This window comes from Myxococcales bacterium, from assembly GCA_016720545.1.
In the GTDB taxonomy this organism is placed as follows: domain Bacteria; phylum Myxococcota_A; class Polyangia; order Polyangiales; family Polyangiaceae; genus JAAFHV01.
On sequence record JADKKK010000005.1, the window covers coordinates 1 to 19,588 of the forward strand.

General features: G+C 70.7%; 13 protein-coding genes. 4 read left to right on the forward strand and 9 right to left on the reverse strand.

The features are described from left to right. From IPQ09_11790 to IPQ09_11830, 9 genes are all read right to left on the reverse strand, one after another. Positions 1-492: hypothetical protein (locus IPQ09_11790; GenBank protein MBL0194886.1), on the reverse strand; the 492-nt coding region annotated here is incomplete at its 3' end. Beyond that, the gene (locus tag IPQ09_11795) at positions 480-1,826 is read right to left on the reverse strand and encodes a hypothetical protein (GenBank protein MBL0194887.1); all 1,347 of its coding nucleotides are present in this window, start codon (positions 1,824-1,826) and stop codon (positions 480-482) included. The genes IPQ09_11790 and IPQ09_11795, both read right to left, overlap by 13 nt. A 52-nt stretch (positions 1,827-1,878) precedes the next feature. Beyond that, on the reverse strand, positions 1,879-2,700 hold the full coding sequence (locus IPQ09_11800; GenBank protein ID MBL0194888.1) for an OmpA family protein: 822 nt from the start codon (positions 2,698-2,700) through the stop codon (positions 1,879-1,881). Then, positions 2,697-4,829 (reverse strand): hypothetical protein, encoded by a 2,133-nt coding sequence (locus IPQ09_11805; GenBank protein ID MBL0194889.1) that lies wholly within the window; start codon positions 4,827-4,829, stop codon positions 2,697-2,699. Before IPQ09_11805 ends, IPQ09_11800 begins: the two co-directional genes overlap by 4 nt. Before the next feature lie 1,028 nt (positions 4,830-5,857). Beyond that, positions 5,858-6,292 (reverse strand): transposase, encoded by a 435-nt coding sequence (locus tag IPQ09_11810; protein MBL0194890.1) that lies wholly within the window; start codon positions 6,290-6,292, stop codon positions 5,858-5,860. Between the two features lie 1,586 nt (positions 6,293-7,878). After that, on the reverse strand, positions 7,879-9,810 hold the full coding sequence (locus IPQ09_11815; protein MBL0194891.1) for a PQQ-binding-like beta-propeller repeat protein: 1,932 nt from the start codon (positions 9,808-9,810) through the stop codon (positions 7,879-7,881). Continuing rightward, on the reverse strand, positions 9,807-10,292 hold the full coding sequence (locus IPQ09_11820) for a hypothetical protein (protein ID MBL0194892.1): 486 nt from the start codon (positions 10,290-10,292) through the stop codon (positions 9,807-9,809). The genes IPQ09_11815 and IPQ09_11820 overlap by 4 nt, the downstream gene beginning before the upstream one ends. Before the next feature lie 214 nt (positions 10,293-10,506). Then, the gene (locus IPQ09_11825; protein ID MBL0194893.1) at positions 10,507-11,397 is read right to left on the reverse strand and encodes an Mrp/NBP35 family ATP-binding protein; all 891 of its coding nucleotides are present in this window, start codon (positions 11,395-11,397) and stop codon (positions 10,507-10,509) included. 70 nt (positions 11,398-11,467) lie between these two features. Beyond that, positions 11,468-12,304, reverse strand: a complete 837-nt coding sequence (locus tag IPQ09_11830; protein MBL0194894.1) for a MoxR family ATPase — start codon at positions 12,302-12,304, stop codon at positions 11,468-11,470. 101 nt (positions 12,305-12,405) lie between these two features. Between IPQ09_11830 and IPQ09_11835 the strand changes: the two genes are divergently transcribed. The 4 genes from IPQ09_11835 to IPQ09_11850 all read left to right on the forward strand — a co-directional run bounded on the left by IPQ09_11835 (position 12,406) and on the right by IPQ09_11850 (position 19,584). Then, entirely contained in the window at positions 12,406-13,851 is a 1,446-nt protein-coding gene (locus tag IPQ09_11835) for an FAD-binding protein (GenBank protein MBL0194895.1), read from the forward strand. Between the two features lie 210 nt (positions 13,852-14,061). Next, positions 14,062-14,268, forward strand: a complete 207-nt coding sequence (locus tag IPQ09_11840; GenBank protein MBL0194896.1) for a YHS domain-containing protein — start codon at positions 14,062-14,064, stop codon at positions 14,266-14,268. A 154-nt stretch (positions 14,269-14,422) separates the two neighbouring features. Further along, complete coding sequence (locus IPQ09_11845; protein MBL0194897.1) at positions 14,423-17,083, forward strand: AAA family ATPase; 2,661 nt, start codon at positions 14,423-14,425, stop codon at positions 17,081-17,083. Then, a complete protein-coding gene (locus tag IPQ09_11850; protein ID MBL0194898.1) occupies positions 17,080-19,584 on the forward strand; it encodes a VWA domain-containing protein in 2,505 nt (834 codons plus the stop codon). The genes IPQ09_11845 and IPQ09_11850 overlap by 4 nt, the downstream gene beginning before the upstream one ends. Positions 19,585-19,588: the final 4 nt, after the last annotated feature.

Sequence of the window (19,588 nt, forward strand, 5' to 3'; positions counted from 1 at the left end):
GCCTCGCATGCGATCGTCGAAGGTGTTCGCGGCGCGCGCGTTGAACGCGTCGACCTGCTCCAGGAGGGCGAACGTCGCCGGTGACAGCACGTGGCGCTCCGCGCCGGCGGCGATGAAGGCACCTTCCCGCTCGAGGGCTCGCTCTCCGCGCCCCGCATAGGCAAGACCGACCTCCAATCGGAAGTCCACGTCCAGGGTCGCGCCGCGCGCTCGGATCGAGACGCTCGGGTCCCGGCGCTGTGGCAGGCCGAGCAGGCGGAGCTCGGCGTCTGTCAGGTCGGGGATCGCCCGATGCGGCACGTACACACCTTGTCCGACCGGGAACGCGAGGTCGTCCTGCAGGAGTGGCACGAGCGGGCCCGCGCTTACCGGCGCCCCGGCTGGGCTCCTCAGCTCGTGAAGGAGCCACGACTCCACCGGGAGGCAGACGCCATCTGCGCGCACCTCGAACCGGACCCCGCCCGCATCCACGTGCCAGCTCAGCGTTTCCATTTTGCTCCTGTTCTGGGCTGGGCTCCGGTCTCATCCGACAGGAGGCGCCGGACTTTGTCCTCCCACTTCCCGTACGCGTCGTGGGCGACCCACTTCGTGGTGGCGCCGCGCAGCTCCTCCCTCCGGTAGGAGCGTTGGTACAAGCGAGGCGCGCCATCCTCGTCGGTACTCCACACTCGCGCCGCCCCCTTATGACTCCACTCGCAGACGATGGCGTCACCCGTGGGGCCGTGGATTCGCATGATGAGCGTGCTCTGCCGGCGGTCTTCGGGGCTCATGGTCCCGAAGGCCCGCTCGTCCAGCTCGAGCTGCGTCCTCGCGAGCATGGCTGCCTTGGGGCCCAAGACCGGCCAGGCCTCGACCAGCGCACCCGGCCTGCCCTCCCTCGGTAGGTAGCCCTCCCAGAACGCGCGCCGCGCCATCCACCGATCGTCGGCGGTCAGGTCGAGGATCCTCATGAACGTTTCGAAGGCGGCCGCGGTGAGCCAGCGATCCATCGTTCTTCGGTCGCCCTCGTCGACCCCCACCCAATGGGCCGGCTCAAGGCGTGGATGCCCGAGGAGCATGAGCAGCGCGCGATCTAGGCAGTCCTTGAGACCGGGCTCGCGCGGATCTTCGTTATGGAAAGGACGAAGCAGAGCTTTCGCCAACTCCACCCTAAGCGACCGGAACCGCAGCCTCCGCTGGCCGTCCTGAAGCGGCGCGAGCAAGTGCGCCACGACCTGAGGACGCCCGCGCGAGCGCGTCTCCTCGGCCACGAAGCTCAACACCCACCGCAAGCTGTGCTCGAGGAAGTGCGCGTGGGCGAGCTCCCCGTCGAGCCCCGCCTCCTCGAGGAGCTTGGTCGGCGCCTGGGCGTCGCGGAGCGCCTCGGCGAAGCGCTTCGGCCCGTCCTCCGCCAGCAGCCCAAACCGCTCGGCGCGATCTCTCCATCGCGCCGCGGCCGGACCGCGACACGCCGCGAGGTCGCTAACCAGCGCCCGACGCCACTCCTCGGCCCAGGGTTGCCCGGTCGGGTACGTCTTCAAGAACATGCGCACCAAGGCGGCGAGCGTGGTCGAGCGACTCCGATCCCGGACCCACCGCAGGTAAGCCTCGCGAAAACCCGCTCGACCGGCGACCGGCGCGTCCGCTTCGCCAGCCTCTGTGAACGCAAAGAAGGGCACCAGGCGGAGCACCCTCGGCGAGACGCCCTCCAAGGTACCCGTCACTCCCCACGCGGCGAGGAGGTCTTCTTTGGCCTCCGCGAGGCGCAGCTGCGCCGGAGGCTTCTGACCCGCGTTCGCGAACAGGTGCTTCACGCGCGTGGCGGCCGCCAAAATCTTCTTCGGCACGAGCCCGTGCAGGTCCAGCTCTCGAAGCGACGAGAGCGACGCTTCGAGAGCGCTACTCAGCTCCACCGTCGCCCCCCTGCACGCTGGGCGCGGCCATCAAGATGCGGATCTCGATGCGGCGATCCCTCGCGAGGTCTGCCGCGGATCCGTCGGCGGAGGCGTGGGGTTCAAGGTCCGCCGCGGATCCGTCGGCGGAGGCGTCGCGTTCAGTGGGGCGCGAAGAACCATAGCCGGAGATCCCGAGCAGGCGCTGCCCGTTCAGGTTCCTGAAGTCGCGGAGCTGCGGCTCCAGCACCTGGAAGGCCGCGAGAGCTCGTTCTGTCGAGAGGCGCCAGTTGCCGTCTCCCCCATCATGGCCGACTTCGGGGATTGGCCTCGCGTCGGTGTGGCCCTCTACGAGCAGGGCGTCTATCCCGCCCGGATAGATTCGATTCGCCTCGCACGGCGCGCTGCTGTTCGTCTTGGACGGTACGAAACATGGCAGCAAGCGTTTGAGCTCTTTCCCGAGTTTGTCTAGCGCGTCCTGCCCTGCCTTCGTCAGGCGTGACTCGTTGGAGGCGAAGAGGACCTCCGATTCAAAGCGTATCCCGTCGGCGGTGACCTCCACCTTGATAGAATGCTGCTTGAGCGCCGCCTTGACCTTGTCGAGCAGGTCCTTGCGCGCGGCGGCGGCGCCGACGACCGCTTGGTTTGCCTGCTTGAGTTGCGTCTGCTCCGCATCGGCCCGGCGCTGCGCCGTCGTCGCGGCGTCTTGGGCGTCTTTGGAACGGAGCGCGAACAGGACCGCCACGATCACGAAGACGAACACGAGCGACGCCATCAGGTCGCTCGCCGAAGCGAGGTAGTCACCGGACGAGTGGGCCGCCTTCTTCATCGCCGCGCGCCGCCCTGGAGCCCGCCCCCAAGCCTGTCGACCGCGTCCGCGAACCGCTTCACCTGGTCTGGCAGCGCCTCGAGGTCCTCCCCGAGGGGGCTTATCGCGCTGGAGAGCTGGTTGACCGCCTCGCCCAGGCTGCGGTCCACCTCCGAGAGGTACTCCTTCACCCGCGCGGCGTAGCTCGCGAGCCCCTCGTCGAGGCTCTTGAACGTCTGCGCCAAAGACGCGTCGACTCCGGTGAACCGCCTCTCGTACTCGCCCCAGGATGCGCGCGCGTGCTGAAGGCTCTCGTCGATCGCCTTCGTGGCGGCGCTCATGGCCGCCGCGGAGCGCGCGGTCGCCTCGGCGTGGACGGCGAGGTGAGCCTGCGCACCGTCCATGCTGCTGGCCGTACGGGCCAGGTTGGCGGAGATCGCGGTGAGCTGCGTCCCGGTGCTGTCGAACGACTGCACGGTGGTCCCTGCGCGCTCGACCAGCTGCTCGGAGCCTCGGATCAAGCTCGCCCAGGTGTCGGTCGCGCGGGTGAGCGCCGCCGCGGAGGCCTCCAGCGCTGCGGTCTGCTGCTGCGTTCCGCGAGCGAGCTCGTCGCCAGCCGCGGTGAGGTGAGCTCGCACCGCGCCCTGCGAGGTAGACGAGGCTTGGTGGATCATCTCCGTCACGGTCGCGAGCTGGCTGTTCATCGCCTCGCGCATCCCGGCGACCAACTCGGTCATCTGCGCCGTCGCCGTCGCCGAGGACGCCCCGGAGCTTTCGAGGACTTTCGCCATGCCGGCGGTCGCGCGCTCGATGACCGCCGTGACCGAGCTCCCCGATTCGGTCGCGATGGTCCTAATGAGCTCGGACAGCGCGGCCGTCTGCGTCCCGAGCGCCTCTTGCGTCTTCGTGAGCGTGGTCGCGGCGTCCGTGGTCATTCGGGCTGAGGTCGCGGACGCGCGCTCGTGCGCCTCGGACATGGCGGCGGACGCCTCGGCCAGCGACCCGCGGAGGTCGGACAGGGTCTGCGCCATTCCGGCCATTTCACTGCCAGCAGCGCCGGTGAGGGTGGACTGGAACTGCGACACGAGGCCCTGGAGTGCCTTCTCGTTGGAGGAGCTGCGCTCCGAGCGGATACCGCCAAGCTCCGCGATGACGGCCTGAAGCATGGGCCCGAGGCGCTCGCTGATGCGGCGCTCGAGCGCCGTCTCCAGCGCCCCGCTCACGCTATTCGCAAAGTCCGTGTTGAAGTGCTTGAGCTGGGTCGTCTGCTCGCTGAGCTCCCTCGTCTGCTCGCGGGTCCCGTCGAGGTTCTTGGCCGCCACGTCAAGGCGTGCTCTCGCCTGGCGAGTCTCCTCTGCCGCGTGGGCTTCCATCCTGGCGTGGTGTCGGCTCGCGTCCTTCGCTTGGTCCTCGCCGTGCATTCGCTGGTCGCGCAGCTCGGTCGTTATCTGCGCGAGGAGCGTCGCGCTCTGCGCCGCGAACGCGTCAAGGCTCGCTGTCTGCTTCAGAAGGGTGTCGATGAGCTCGCGCGTCTGCGCGTTCTGCTCCAAAGCGAGGCGCTCGGGCGTCACGAGCGTGAGCCGCTCCTCGAGCGCCTTGGTGAGCTCGCCGAGCGCGGCCTCCGCCTTGGATTGATACCAGTCGTCGACGCGTCCGAACACGAGCGAGCAGAAAATCGCGGCTGCCGACTTCCCGAACGAGAGGAAGGCCCCGTCCAGCAACGACTTGAGCGCTGAGATGTCCCCCAAGTTGAGTTTACCACTGGCCAGAGAGATACCGGCCGCGAGACCGAGGAACGTGACGCCGAGGCCGAAGCCGACGAGGAGGTTTGGCAGGCTCGAGTGAAACCTGCGCGACACGTGGCCTTCCTGGAGCCGAGCCAGGTCGAAGTATTCGCCGGGCTGGGCGGTGTTGGAGACCTCGCCGGTGGGCCACAATTCCCTCCGGACGAGCGTCTCGAGGAACTCCATCCACGCGTGCTTCAGCAAGGGTGATTTCCCCAGCTCCGCGGACACGCGCTCGAAGTGGAGCCCGAAGGTCGCCCTGTCGACCTTGCTAACTGTCGCAGTCGCTCGCTTCAGCTCTCGAATCACCGCGCGATTCTGGAATACGAGATGGATCGCGAAGAACAGCGTCGCTGCGAAGATCAACCCGATAAGGCACCACGCGAACTTCTCGTTAACGAGGAAGTTGGCTATTGTAGATGCAGTTGATACGGGACTACTAGTAGCGGATGCAGTTGATACGGGTCCAGTAGCTGTTGCTGCCGTTGCTGCCGAAATAGGGTCGACTAGCCACTCGCCCATGTCACTCCCCAATCCTTTCCACAAGTCACCCAACGCCGGGGACGGAGCGTCCACCGTCACGTCGCGGACGTCGCGGACCCGATCCCCGATGAGCTTACGTCAGCGGGCGCAGTGGACCAGCGAATTCCGCCCCCGCGGACGAGGCGCGCGGAGAGTGCGAGGGCGTTCGCGGCTCGCGCTCCCCCGTCGTGGCGTTTTGGGTCGAGCTCCTTGTCGTTCGAGGAGCGCGGGGGTGTCCGCCTTTTTCGGCGGCGGTGGGAGGAGCCTCATGTCTGAGGCCGGCGTTCTCGCGCGGCTGCCCGTCGTACGGCGTCTCATCCCCGGCGGGAGGCTCGCCTTCATCGCGCGGAACGACGCCGAGTTGAGGTGGGGCCCGCCGGCGCCGAAAAAGGGGGCGCCCCCGGGCTCCGCGCCGTCTTCCTTCTTGTCCGTCCGCGAGGCGTGCCCGCTCCACCCTTTGCGTGGCGTTTTGGGTCGAGCTCCTTGTCGTTCGAGGAGCGCGGGGGTGCCCCCTTTTTCGGGCTCTTTGTCAGAAGTCGGGCTGCGTGGGAGCGCATAGTTTGTTAGGCCGCCCGACCGAGTGGGAGAGGCGGTTAAGGCCGAGAGCGAGAAGCGCCTGATCCCGTCCCCCTCGCGATGGGGTTCGCCGTCATGAAGCGCAACTTGCGTAGGAGGTATGCGTGGTCTCGGATCCGCGGGCCCTTCGACCAGCGTCTCCCAGTTGTTGTTGACGCTTCGACTCGCCCAACAGCGGGGCGGTGCTCGGCCAAGGCAACGATCCGTTGTACCGCTCATTGAGAGTATCGTGCAGTCGGCGCAGCGGACGGATGCTGTGCCGGTTGGTCCGACGAAGGATGCGGTCGAGCCCGCCTTCATCGCGCTTCGATCAGGCGCCGCAGGACTTCGCGGCTCCTCCTGATCTGGTAGGCAGCCAAGGTCTTGTTTGCGCGAGGAGCATCTTCAGGTCGCGCGCTGGCCTTCCCGTGCGCTCCCAGGCGCGGAGCAGGAGCCAGCGGCGTCCCTTGCCGACGGCGCGCACCGGGCCCGCGCGGAAGAAGACTCGCGACGGACCCGTCGAGCATGGCCCCGGCGAGCTTCATGATGTGAAACGGGTCGTGCACCACGAGAGCGTGCTCGAGGCCCGGAACGCCGTCGACCGCGTTCCAAAAGCCCCGGTGCAGGTCCATGGCGAAGAGCTTGATGGTGCTTCGCTGCTCGAGCGACAGGCTTTCGAGCCAGCCCCGCAGCGTCGCTTCGCTTCGGCCATGGCCGATCCACACTGGCTCGCCCGTCTCCAGGTCGCTCACGATCTGACGTACTTGTAGGCAAGGTGGTGGCGGCGGCCGAGCCACTTCTCGTCGACGCCGACATGACGGAGCGGGCGGGTCGACAAGTCGCCTCCCACCGCGCGAGCGCGCGCCTCTTCCGCGCGGTGAACGGTCAGCCAGCTGAGGCCGAAGCGCGGCGACGTGCATGACCGGCATGGACGCGGCCTCGACTGCGAGGCGCTGCTGCAGGCGCCTACTCTGCCGCTGGTAGGGTCGGCCCACGCGACCATTCGGTCGTCGCCGTGCCACACGTTCGGCACTTTTACCCGGCTGGCGGCATACTCGATCTCGACGGGTGGTCGCCCCACGGCAGGTCCGCCCAGCGCCGCGGCTTCCTTGCTCGTGGATGCGGGGGCCCTCTCCGTGCACCGGCCGCACCGCCGAACCCATCGACGCTCGACAACGAGCACGACCTTCGTCCGCGAAGCGCGGCGTACAGCCGGCCGGGCGTCACCCGTTCGCCGGTAGCGTTCTCGAAGTAGGCTCCTTCACACGCCACCCATCGAAGCCGAGAATTTTCAAGAATACGAGCGCGCTGCCCCATCCGGTGTCCTCCAGGCTGCTTTTCACAACCCGATGGATGCCACCGCACGGTGCGGAATGGGTGGGGGAGCGCACTCTCACGCCCAAGATCGCCGCCGCTCGAGATCGACCCCGCGCCTCAGGCCGGCGCCCGAGGCGCAACCCGCCCCTTTCACGTGCTCGAGCGACGAAAGGCGCTCGGAACCCTGCCCGACTTTCGAGAAAGAGCGCTTTTTCGGCGGCGGGTGGGAGGAGCCTCATGTCTGAGGCCGGCGTTCTCGCGCGGCTCCCCGTCGTACGGCGTCTCACGCCCGGCGGGAGGCTCGCTTCATCGCGCGGAAGACGCCGAGTTGAGGTGGGGCCCGCCGGCGCCGAAAAAGGGGGCGCCGCCGTGCTCCGGGTCGATCTTGGCCTGCCCACGGAGTGTCGAGAGCGAGGGCGTCCCCCCTCGCGCTCCCCTGGTGTCGTGGTCGGTTGGGTCGAGGTCCTTGTCGTTCGAGGAGCGGGGGCCCCCTTTTCGGCGGCGGTGGGAGGAGCCTCATGTCTGAGGCCGGCGTTCTCGCGCGGCTCCCCGTCGTGACCCCGTCTCACGCCCGGCGGGAGGCTCGCCTTCATCGCGCGGAACGACGCCGAGTTGAGGTGGGGCCCGCCGGCGCCGAAAAAGGGGCCACCCCCGGGCTCCGGGCCGTCTTCCTTTTGTCCGTCCGCGAGGCGTGCCCACCGAGTGTCGAGAGCGAGGGCGTTCCCCCCTCGCGCTCCCCCTTGGCGGGCTCCCGGAGTGTCGGGTCCTGGTGTCGTCGAGAGCGAGGGCGTTCCCCCCTCGCGCTCCCCCCCATTGTCGTGGGGGTCTGGGTCGAGGTCCTTCGTTCTCGCGCGGCTCCCCGTCGTACGGCGTCTCATCCCCGGCGGGAGGCTCGCCTTCATCGCGCGGAACGACGCCGAGTTGGGGCCCGCCGGCGCCGAAAAAGGGGGCCGCCCCCGGGCTCCGGGCCGTCTTCCTTTTGTCCGTCCGCGAGGCGTGCCCACGGAGTGTCGCGACGAACCTACTGGGCCACAGGCGCCATCGTGGGCCCCGTCGTCCCCTCGAAGCTTCCCAGCGGCACGACCGATCGCTTCGCGTACTCGGCTGCGGGATGCAGGCTCGCTTCGTCGAGCCCGTAGGCGACGAGTCCGCGGTTGACGAGCTGCACGGCGCGCTGCTCCTTGCCGTCGACCCATTTCGAGGCGTCGAGGCCCTCCGAGAACGTGACCACCGTCTGCGCTAGCGGTAGGTAAGCCGCGACGGAGGCCTGGCGGAACGCGTCTTCGTAGACGTCCGGCGGCCCGGTCACGATCTCGCGGAATGCCCCATCGCTCTTCCGCACGACGAGCACGCCACGACCCGTAGCCCACGAGATCGGACGCAGGATCATGTTGGACCCGTCGTCGATGCGCGCCTGCGCGAGCGACGCGCGCACCTGCTCGCGCTTCCGGAAGTTCAGCGCCTCGACGAACATACCCCAGTTCCCCGCGGACGCCGCCTGCCCGGCGCTCTGCATCTGCATGGTCGCCTCGAGCGCGCCCGTTGTGAGGCCGCCCCCACCCATGTTGTTCATGGTGGTGAACAGCTCCGTCGTAGCCGCCTGGTTCTGCCGGATCCGCATCAGCATTGCCCCGGCAACGCTGTCGTCGAACTTGCCAAACGCCGACAGGAGCCGCCCCTGCCGCGTCACGTGCGGCAGCGAGCGCACCCGGATGGCCCAGCGGGCGTTGCCCTTCGTGTCGCTCACCTCGATGCCGGCGACGCCCTTGGCCGTGTCGAGCACGACGAGTCCATCGCCCGCGAGCGCGAGCCGGTCGGCGATCGCCAGGCTCTGCGCGTCCTTCGGGTCCTTGGCGAAAGGCGCGACGGTGTACGCGAGCGCGCCCGTCGCAACGTCGAGCGCAGTGACGCCCTCGGAATGCGGAAAAAGGACCCTCGATCCGACGACGAGCCCAGCGCCGCTCGCCGCGGCGGGGAGCTTGGCCGTCCAGGCCGGAGAGCCGTCCGCCGCCTTGAGCGCGGTCACCGCTGCCCCGTCGACGAGGAGCGGGCCCGCCGAGGTCACCACATCGAGCGCGCCCTTCGCCGTCGTGTTCGTCCAAGCGAGCTTGCCGTCGCTCGTGATGCGGGAGAGCCGCGCCGTCTTGGCCTTCGCGTTCGCCCCGAGCGCGTAGACGGCGTCGCCGGTCGGGAGAGCGTCGAGCGTCAAGGAGCCGGCGCCGAAGTCGATCGACTTCACCACTTGCCCGCTGCCTCGCGCGATGACCGTCACCTTCGACCCCAGGACGATGACGCTCTCGCCGACCGTCACGACCTTCGCAGAGAGCTGCGCCTCGTCGCCGAGCTTCGCTTCCCACTTGCGAGAGAGCTGATCGCCCTCGTGAAGAGAGGCTCTTCGCCCGCCGGCCTTGCCCTGCACGAGCACGAGCGCCTCGCCGCTGGCGGTGGCTTGCGCCGGCCGTTCGGCGGCGACGGACGCGACGGTCTTCCCGGTCGCTGTGTCGAGCGTGGCGAGCTGGAACCTGGCCGCCTCTCCGTCACCGCGCAGGCCGAGGACCACGAGCCGCGGGTTGACGCTGATGATCTCGTCGTCGCAGCCCGGGGCTCGTTGAACGCTCCAGACACGCCGACCACCGCGGAGCTCACGCATCTCCAGCGGTCCGCAGATCGGGTACGCGCCGAACGATCCCGTACCGAACGCACCGCTCCCTCCGTCCTCCCCACGGAAGTCGAGCAGCGCTCGGGTGCCCATCGGGCGCACGTCGCGCAGCGACTCGGCCGCGATCACCTCGCGGAGGGCCGGCTCCGTCGCCGAGGCCTTCAAGACGCGCGCGAAGGAGGTCGCGGGCGCGCGGAACGTCGACGGCGCCGCCATCGAGAAGGCCTCTCCGCAGCCGGGCAGCGCGACGATGAGACCGAGCGCAGCGAGTCGAGCGCGATCGAGGCCCTTCATTCCTCGTCTCCGCTTGAGGCGGGTGCGGCCTTTGGGGCGGGTGCGGCCTTCGCGGTGGGACCGGCGGACCCCGTCGCGCAGGCGGCGACGATGCGGCTCGCGAGGGCGCCGGGCATCGCGATGGTCTCCTGCGTGTCGTACAGGTTTGGTGGGACCGGCGCCGAGTAGATGGTGATCATTGAAGCCGTGGGTTGGGCAGGCGCCTCCGTCACGTCGACCCTGAACAGCAGGTGCGGGTCGGCGAGCCGTCGGCTGCGGAACAAGATCCATGGCGTGCCGGGCGCGGAGGAGGGCTCCTCGACGGTGAGCGCCATCGTGCTCGCGGCGTCCGGAACGACCGCGTGGGCGGCCGCGGCCGTGCACGGCGCATGGATCGAGAACTTCGAGAGCGACGGCGGGATCGCCTTCATGTCCGCGGGACCGCGGACGGAGCAACCGCTCGCCAACAACAGCAGCACCGCTCCCCCCCTCTTGGCGTTCATCGATGACGCTCCTTCCGCCCTCCGCATGGTGCCAAAGCAGCGAAGGAAGGGGAAGGGCTTACGCTCATCGCGCGTGCCCGGGGCGGGCCGGCGGTCGCCGAAGGCGCAGTCGATGTTGGCGTCGACGTAACTTTTGCGAGCTGCCATCGCTCGCCATCGCTCCCGGCGCCCGTGAGCCGACCAAGCTTGAGGGTGAACGCCCCACCCCCCAGGGTCACTTCATGACGGGCAGGCGCTTCTTGCCGCCGGGGCCGCCGCTGCGGTCGATCACGGGGCCGTCGTCGTCGCCGGCCTCCGCCTTGGCGAACACGACCTCGACCAGCTTCTGCGCGATCTCGGCGAACACCTGGGCCGTCGGGCCGTCTGGCTCGGCCTGCACCAGCGGCGTGCCTTTGTCGCCCCACTCGCGGATGCGCTGGTCGATAGGCACTTGGCCGAGCAGCGGGGCCTTCGCGAAGTCGGCGATCGCCTGGCCGCCGCCCTTCCCGAAGAGCTCGTGCCGCACGCCGGCGGTGTCGATGAAGAAGCTCATGTTCTCCACGACGCCGAGCACCTCGATGTTCACCTTCTCGCACATCGACACGCTCTTGAAGACGTCGTCGGTGGCCACCGACTGGGGGGTCGTGACGACCACCGCGCCCGTGACGCCCAGGCGCTGCGACAGGGTCAGCGTGACGTCGCCGGTGCCGGGCGGGAGGTCCATCACGAGAAAGTCGAGCTCTCCCCAGCTCACGTCCTTCAGGAACTGCTGGAGCGCGCCGTGGAGCATGGGGCCGCGCCAGATGACCGCCTGCTTGGGGTCCTCCAGGAGGAAGCCTATCGACATGAGCCTCACGCCGAAGCGCTCGAGCGGCTCGATGGTCTTGCCGTCGGTGGAGACCGGCCGCCCGCTCACGCCGAGCATCGTGGGGATCGACGGGCCGTAAATGTCGGCGTCGAGCAGGCCCACGCGGTAGCCCGCGCGCTTCAGGGCGAGCGCGAGGTTGGTGGCCGTCGTGCTCTTGCCGACGCCGCCTTTGCCGCTCATCACGAGGATGACGTTCTTCACCCCGGGGAGCGGATCTTCAGGGCCGATGGTGCGCGCGCTGGGCGTGTCGTTGGGCATGGGGGAGGGGTTAGTTTCACCGCGCGCGCGCGTCAACCTCCACCTCACGGATGAGCCGCGCTTCCGCCGATCAGGAGCGGAACAGACCGCTCTTCTTGGCCGCCGCGAGCAGCTCCACGTCTTGCTCCTTCTTCAGCAGCACGCCGAGGAACGGCAGCTCCTTCACGAGGCGCTCGCGCCCGACACCCGACTTGCGGAGCACCGTGATCCAGTCGACCAGCTCGCTCGTGGTAGGCCGCTTGCGGATGCGGGGCAGCTCGCGGAGGCGGTAGAAGGCGACCACGGCCTGGTCGACCAGCTCGCGGTCGACGTCCGGGTGGTGCACGTACACGATGCGCTTCATGAGCTCGGGATCGGGGAAGTCGATGAAGTGGAAGACGCACCGGCGCAGGAAAGCGTCGGGCAGCTCCTTCTCGTTGTTCGAGCTGATGATGACCACCGGGCGCTCCTTGGCCACGATTTCGTCGCCGGTCTCGCCCACGACGAAGCGCATGCGGTCGAGCTCGTGGAGGAGATCGTTCGGGAACTCGAGATCGGCCTTGTCGACCTCGTCGATCAGGAGCACCACGCGCGAGGGCGCGGCGAACGCCTCGCCGAGCGGGCCGCGCTTGATGTAGTGGCGGATGTCCTTCACGTCGCCGTCGCCGAAACGTGCATCATACAAGCGCTGGACGGTGTCGTAGACGTAGAGGCCGTCTTGCGCGCGCGTCGTCGACTTCACGGCCCAGTGGAGCAGCGGCAGGCCGAGGCTCTTGGCGACCGCCTCCGCCAGTAGGGTCTTGCCGGTGCCGGGCTCTCCCTTCACGAGCAGGGGTCGCTCGAGCGCGAGCGCGCAGTTGACGGCGGTCTCGAGGGCGTCGTTCGTGAGGTAGGAGTCGGTGCCGGTGAAGCGGACGAAGGAGATCACGTCGGGTTAGATGCCCTACGGGGTGGGATTGAGCAAGGGCGTCGGCGAGCGCGCTGCGCCGGCCCGCGCGGCGCCCGGCGAGCTGGTACGCTCGCGCTTCGATGGCAGTGGAGGTACTCCTCGAGCTCCCCGACGTGGCCTTGCCCTCCGAGGCGGCCCTCACGCGCGCGAAGGTCGCGCTCGGCGCGCGGCTCGGCGACTCGAAGGTCGACACGTCCCGCGACGGCTGCGAGCGCTTCATGCGCGACGACAGCGACGCCACCGGGCGCCTCCCATCGGCGGTGGTGCACGCGGCGAACACGGACGACGTGCGCGCGTGCCTCGCCATTGCGCAGGACCTCGGCGTCCCCGTCACGCCTCGCGCGGCCGGCACCGGGCGCACGGGCGGGGCCGTCCCCGTCGCCGGGGGCATCGTCCTCGCCACGTCGGCCCTGGCGGACATCAAGGAGATCGACCGCGACGACCTCGTCGCGGTCGTGGGGCCTGGGGTCGTCACCGGCGAGCTCCACGCGGCGTGCGAAGCGGAGGGGCTCTTCTATCCGCCCGATCCGAGCTCGTGGCAGACCTGCATGATCGGCGGCAACGTGGCCGAGAACGCGGGCGGCCCGCGGGCCTTCAAGTACGGCGTCACCCGGGACTACGTGCTCGGGGTCGAGGCGTGCCTCATGGGCGGCGAGGTGCTGCGCCCCGGGCGTCGCACTGTGAAGGGCGTCACCGGGTACGACGTGACCTCCCTCCTCGTGGGGAGCGAGGGCACCCTCGCGGTGTTCTCCGAGGTGACCCTCCGCCTCGTGCGGAGGCCGCCCGCGGTGCACACGCTGCTCGCGCTGTTCGACGACGTCACCGCGGCCGCGCGCGCGGTGAGCGGGCTCGTGCGAGTCGGCCACGTGCCGCGGTGCCTCGAGCTCATGGACCGCGAGACCCTCGTGGCGCTCCGCGCGAGCGGCGCCGCGATCGACCCACGCGCCGGGGCGCTGCTCCTCTGCGAGGTCGACGGGCACCCCGCCGCCGCGGAGGAGGCGTTCGAGCGCGTCGGGGAGCAGCTCTCGGCGTCGCCTGGGATCCTCGAGGTGCAGGTGGCCCAGGACGAGGCGTCGCGTGACCGACTCTGGGCCGCGCGGCGGGCGCTCTCCGGCGCCACGCGGAAACTTGCAAAATACAAGCTCTCCGAAGACGTGGTGGTGCCCCGGAGCCGCCTGGAGGAGCTCCTCGTCGCGACCCGCGAGCTCGCGGCCGAGCACGGCGTCCGCCACCTCACGTACGGGCACGCGGGCGACGGCAACATGCACGTGAACTTCCTCTGGGACGCCCCCGAGGAGCGCCCGGCGGTCGCGCGCGCGATCGAGGCGCTGATGCGCACCACGGTCGCGCTCGGGGGCACCCTCTCGGGCGAGCACGGCATCGGCATCGCGAAGGCGCCCTACCTCGCGCTCGAGCAGTCGCCCGGGCTCATCCGCCTGCAGCGCGACCTCAAGTCGGTGTTCGATCCCCGCGGCCTGCTGAACCCCGGAAAGATCTTCCCGGCTCCCGGCCACCGCGCCTGCTGAGGTCGCTTGCGCGCCGGTCGAGGGGAGGAGTAGTAACCAGGCGTTCGAGCAAATGCGCTGTACAAACAAGCGCCTACCGAAAGGAACCCCGTGAAGAAGCTCCTCGCCGTCGTCGCCGTGGCCGCCGCGTCACTCTCGCTCGCCTGTGGCGGCACGCCGCCGCCCCCTCCCGCCGCGCCCGCCGCTGCGCCCGCCGCCGCCGCCGCCCCCGTGCTCTCCCCCGGCACGAAGGCCCCGGGCGAGGCCAAGGTAGGGGACAAGTCGTACTGCCTCGTCTCCAAGGAGGAGTTCACGGTCACCGACGCGTCGCCCAAGGTCGAGCACGAAGGGAAGACCTATTATTTCTGCTGCTCAGGCTGCGACCAGAAGTTCAAGAAGGACCCGAAGAAGTACATCGGCAGCGGCGGCTCCACCTGAGCTGAAGAGCGCTCCATAGCGCCCGCCCCGGCGGAAGCACGGCCCGCCCAACGGGGGGAGCGCGAGCGGCGAGAGATCTCCGACCGGCCCCGGCGCGTAGCCCGCTTCGCCGAGGCTGCGCATCAGGTAGGCTCGTGGGGTGACTCACCCATCCATGCGTTCCCCCCCCAGCGCGACCACGATCGCGCTCGGGAGCCCGCGCGGTCCGGCGGCGACTTCGTTCGATGTCGCCGCGAGCCGCTTTCGCGACTTCTTCGCCGAGTTGTCGCGCGCGTTCGTCGAGCGCGACGACCTGCTGACACAGATCTCTCTCGCCCTGCTCGCACGCGAGCACGTGCTCATGACGGGCCCGCCGGGGACGGCCAAGAGCGGCGTCGCCACCGCCGTCTTGGGCCGCATCCTGGACGAGACCACGGGCAAGCCGAGCCTCTTCGCGAGGCAGTTCACCGAAAGCACGGTCCAGACCGACCTCATCGGGCCCATCGACTTCAAGACCCTGATGGCCACGGGGCGCACGGAGCACTTCACCGACCAGGGCATGCTCGGCGCCGTGCACGCGTTCCTCGACGAGGTGCTGGACGGGCGCGACATGCTCCTGCGCACGACGCTGAACGTCCTCAACGAGCGGGAGCTCAAGCAGGGCACCAAGGTCACCTCGGGCATCATCGAGTGCGCGCTCATGACCACGAACCGCTACCTCGCGGAGGTGCTCGAGAGCTCGCGCGACACGCTCCTCGCGTTCGTCGACCGCATCGCGTTCGTGGCGTTCGTCCCGAAGGGGTTCGGGGCGCCCACGTCGATGGGGCGCGTGCTCCGCTCGCAGCTCGGGGGCGCGCGCTCGCTCGGTTGGAAGAGCGTGCTCACGATCCAGGACCTCGACGTGCTCCAGAGCGTCACCGAGAAGGTCGGGATGGACGACGCGCTGTGCGACTCGCTCGAGCAGCTCATGACCTTCGTCGAGACCGACTTGGCCGCGGCGACGCGCGCCGATCCGACCTTCATCCCCACGCGCTACCTCTCGACGCGCACCGCCGTGCGGCTCGGCAAGGTGCTACGCGCGGCTTGCGTGCTCGACCGAATCCGCGGCACGGAGCGCCCGTTGGAGGTGACCATCGAGGACTTCGAGCGGCTGCGCCTCAGCATGTTGCTCTCGGGCCCGCCGCCGGAGCACCTGGCGAGCCTCCTGTCGCGCGAGACCGACGCGCGCGAGCGGCGGCAGCTCTCGATCATGCGGACCGAGCGCGAGATCTTCGATCGCGCGCTCGCGAGGCTACCCAAACCGAAGAAATCGCAGAAGAAGGCGCCGAAGGGACCCGACGTGTCGGTGCTGGCGAGGGCGGTCGAGAAGGCCAAGCCCGCGGGCGACACGAAGGCGCTCCTCGAGACCACGGCCCAGATCGCCTCGGCGGTCGAGAGCGGGGCGCCGGGCGCCGATCAGGCGCGCGCGCTGCTCGATGAGACCGTGGCGTCGCTCTCGGAGCGGGCCGTCCGAGGGGGGCTCTTGGCGGGGGCTGGGCCCGGCCTCGGCGCGCCGGGCCAGGAAGCGCGGGACGTGGCGGCGGCGCTCGCCGAGCTCGCGGACGGCCTCGAGAAGTCTGCCGGCACCGCGCGCCCCATCGGCCGCTGGCTCCGGGGTCGGGCGATCTCGCTGCTCGACGAGGCGGCCGCGCTGTCGACCCTGAAGGTCGGCGCGAGGCTGGACGCCTCGATGCCTGTAGACGCCACCCTGAAGGACTACGCCGCCCAGGCCGACCAGGTGCTCTGCGAGCTCGAGGCGCTCGCAGATGCGCGCGCTCGACTCGAGCGCCTCGGGGCCGACGGCGTGGACTCCGGGGTCGCCGCCGCCGCCCGCGAACGCGCCCTCGCCCGGGTCGAGGACGAGGTCTGCGAGATCATGGACACCGCCTTCCGTGACGCGATCTCCGACGCGCTCGGGCGCCTCTCGGCGGCGAAGCTCGGCGCCATCCTCGCGGCCCTCGGCCCCACGCTCGCGCGCATCGACCTGCTCGGCGAGCGACTCGTCGCCGTCGGGGCCGCGCGCGGCCGCCTGAAGGCGCGCGTCGTGGGCCCCCGCGTGAAGCCCCTGCTCACGGCCGCGTTCGAGCGCCTCGACGCGGCCGATCGCATGGAGCTCGTCGACCAGATCGGTGACCTCTGCGAGGAGCTCGAGCGCGGCGGGCTCGCGAACGTGCTGCTCACCCAGGAGCTGCTCGAGATGGCCGCGGCTTCGCTCGTCAAGCGCGAGCGCAAGCGACCCCGCGCCGTCACCCCTACCGCGGACGTGGGCGGCTACCGGGCCCTGCGGGCGGCCGAGCAGCGCGTGTCGCTCGCGTACACCATGGTGGAGGCCGCCTCCCGTATCAAGGAGCCGCGTATCGCACCGGCGAGCCCGCCCGACGCGGCGCTCGCCGAGCTCACGCGGGCCTCCTTCGCACTGCCAGGCGAGCTCCGCGGCATGATGGGGCGCCTCGATCTCGAGCGGATCGCGCGGGCCATAGACCAGCTCGAGGCCTTCTGGCGGCCCCTGCGAGAGGTCGCCGCGCGAGCCCTCGAGAAGGGCGAGCTCGCGCCCGTGGGCGAGGCCATCGACCGCCTCGGGTCGTCACAGTTCTTCCATGTCACGCGGGACGAGGGCGCGCTCTTGCGCTTCTCCCTCGAGGCGCGCGTGGTGGGCGAGGTCTTCCCGGAGGCGAGCGCCGAGGCCGCGGCGCTGCGGGCGCGGATCGACGAGCTCGAGGTCGCCTCGAGCCAGGCGCTGCAGAGCCTCCGCGTCGCCCGCGCCGATCTGGGCTGGAAGGACGTCCTCGCGCCGTGAGGGCCGCGCTCCGCGAGCTCGAGCAGCGCATCGAGCGTGTGTCGAAATACGATGATGTGTCGACGCTTTACCGCATCGCGGCGCCCGTCTTTGAGGCCCTGGGGTGGAAGGTGCGCCTCTCCTCGAGCGCCATGATGAGCCTGGTCGTGGGGTTCTCGGCGAAAGACGACCCCACGCTCGGCGAGGCGCGCGCTCGGCTCGGCCCGCTGCTCGACGCCGCGGTGCGCGAGCTCTCCGACAACACCACGAACGTCGAGCGCCTCGCGGCCGTGAGGCGTCGCCAGCCCGTCGCGCACGCGGCGTGGCTCCGTCGCTCCTTCGAGCTGCTGGTGCGGGCCGAGGGCGCGCTCGAGCCGATCGACGAGGAGGAGCGCCACGAGCTCTCGGACGCCGTGGCGGTCGCGCAGCACCTCGCGCTCCAGCCGCCGCTCGGGCGGAGGACCCCGGAGGCGGGGGAGGCGCCCGAGCCCGCCGAGGCCGCCCAGGCGAGCCGGGCCGAACGGGTCGTCGAGCTCGAGCTCGCGGCCGTCGACCACCTGCTCACCGCGGCGCGCCTCGAGCGCGACGTGCTGTCGCGGCGCCGCCGCCTGTTCGAGGCGGCGCGGCAGGTGCTGCTCGACGCCTCGGCGGCCCTCGCGCTCGAGGCCGAGGGCGTGAGCCTACGTGCGCGGGCGATCACGGCGGAGATCACGCGGCTCGACCGCCTCGAGGCCGCAGGCGTCGACTTCCACGTGGGCCTCCCGCACCAGGCGCGCACGGCCGTGACGCGCGGCGAGGAGGAGCGGCTCGTCGCCGTGATGGCGGCGATCGACCACGTCGCGCGCTCGTCGGGTGACACCGCGATGAGGCGCATCTCTCGGCGCGGGGTCCACGCGCTCTTCGGCGATGTCCGCGCGCTCACCGAGGCCGCGCGCGCCGAGTCCGTGGTGCGCTCGGCCGAGCAGGCGCTCGGCGCCGACGTGTGCGCGCGCGTGAAGGCGGCCTACGCCGCGGCCGCCATCGCCAAGGCGGAGGACGCACGCGCGCACGCGCAGGAGGTCGCGTACGTGGGGGGCAGCGCGCACGAGCAGACGCTCGCCGCCTCTCTCGCCGTGGACGGCGCCTTCGACCTCGGGGGGACCCTCTCGCCCGTGCGGGTCACCAGGGAGCGCCGGACGACGCGCCGCGTGCCGTTCCCCGCGCCGGCGCTCGCGCTGGTCGCGGCCGAGTCGGTCGAGGACCTGCCCGACGCGCTGATCGAGGACCCGCGCACGCTCGTGCTCCAACTCGCGACGGGGAGGCTGCTCGCGCGGCGCTACGTGCTCGAGGAGGTCCACCGCTCCACGCAGATCGTGATGACGTCGGAGGTGCGGGTGTTCCTCCTCGACGGCTCCGGAAGCATGCTCGGGCCCCGCGCGCGCGTGCGCGACGCGATGCTGGTCGCGGAGCTCGCCACCATGCGCCGCCGGCTCGAGCACGCGCGCGACGTGCGCACGGCCCTGTTCTATGGGTACTTCACCGACGAGGTCGGGGCGATCTCGCGCGTCGACTCGGCGAAGGGGGTCGACCAGGCCATCACCCAGGTCATCTCCACGGTGCGTGTAGGCGGGACCGACATCCAGCGCGCGCTGGTCGCCGCGTTCGAGCTCGTCGCCGCGGCGAGGGGCGACGACAAGGAGCTCGCCCGCGCGCAGGTGGTCCTCGTCACAGACGGCGAGGCGGCGGTCGACGAGGCCACCGTGCTCGCGGCGCGGGAGGGCGCGGGCGGGGACCTGCCGATCGGCGTCAGCGTCGTCGCCCTCGGCACCGAGAACCCGGCGCTCCGCGGGCTGGTCGCGAGGCAGCGCGCCCGCGGGGAGCGCGCCTTCTATCACTACGTGGACGACGCGCTCCTCGCCGACATGGCCTCCGGCGAGCTCGACGCGGGGCTGCCCCTCCACGCGCCCGCCGAGGCGTGGAGCTCCCACCGGGCGGCGGTCACGCTCGAGGCGCGCGCGGGCGCGCTCGTCGCGGAACTGGAGGACCTCGCCCGCGAGCGCGACCTCGACGCGCTCGAGCGCATGGATCACGAGCGCGAGGCGCTCCGTGAGGTGGGCCTCGAGGCCCACACGTCGCTCACCGAGGGCGAGCGCGCGCGGATCGAGTCTCTGCAGAGAGACAGCGCGGCGCTGGCGCGCAGGTTCTGCCGCTGGTTCCCCCTGGCGCAGGATCACGACGCGAGCCACCTCTCGGTGGTCGGCGCGCAGGCCTCCTCCGACGCCGAGGCCGTGCACGTGATGCTCGCCTCGATCGTCGAGATCACCCGCGTCGTGGGCGGGTCCGAGCTCGCGCGCCGCGCCGACGCCATCGATCTCGTCGAGCGGCTCCTGCCCGACGCGGGGCTCACCCCGGCGCGCTACTTCGCCACGCTCGCGGCGCACGAGCGGCGCCTCGCGCCCGCGCTCGCGGCGCTCCACCAGGCGGTGCGCGGCTCGCCCGGTCCCGGCGGCGCCTCGCGCGAGGGCGGACGCTCCCCGTCGTGACACG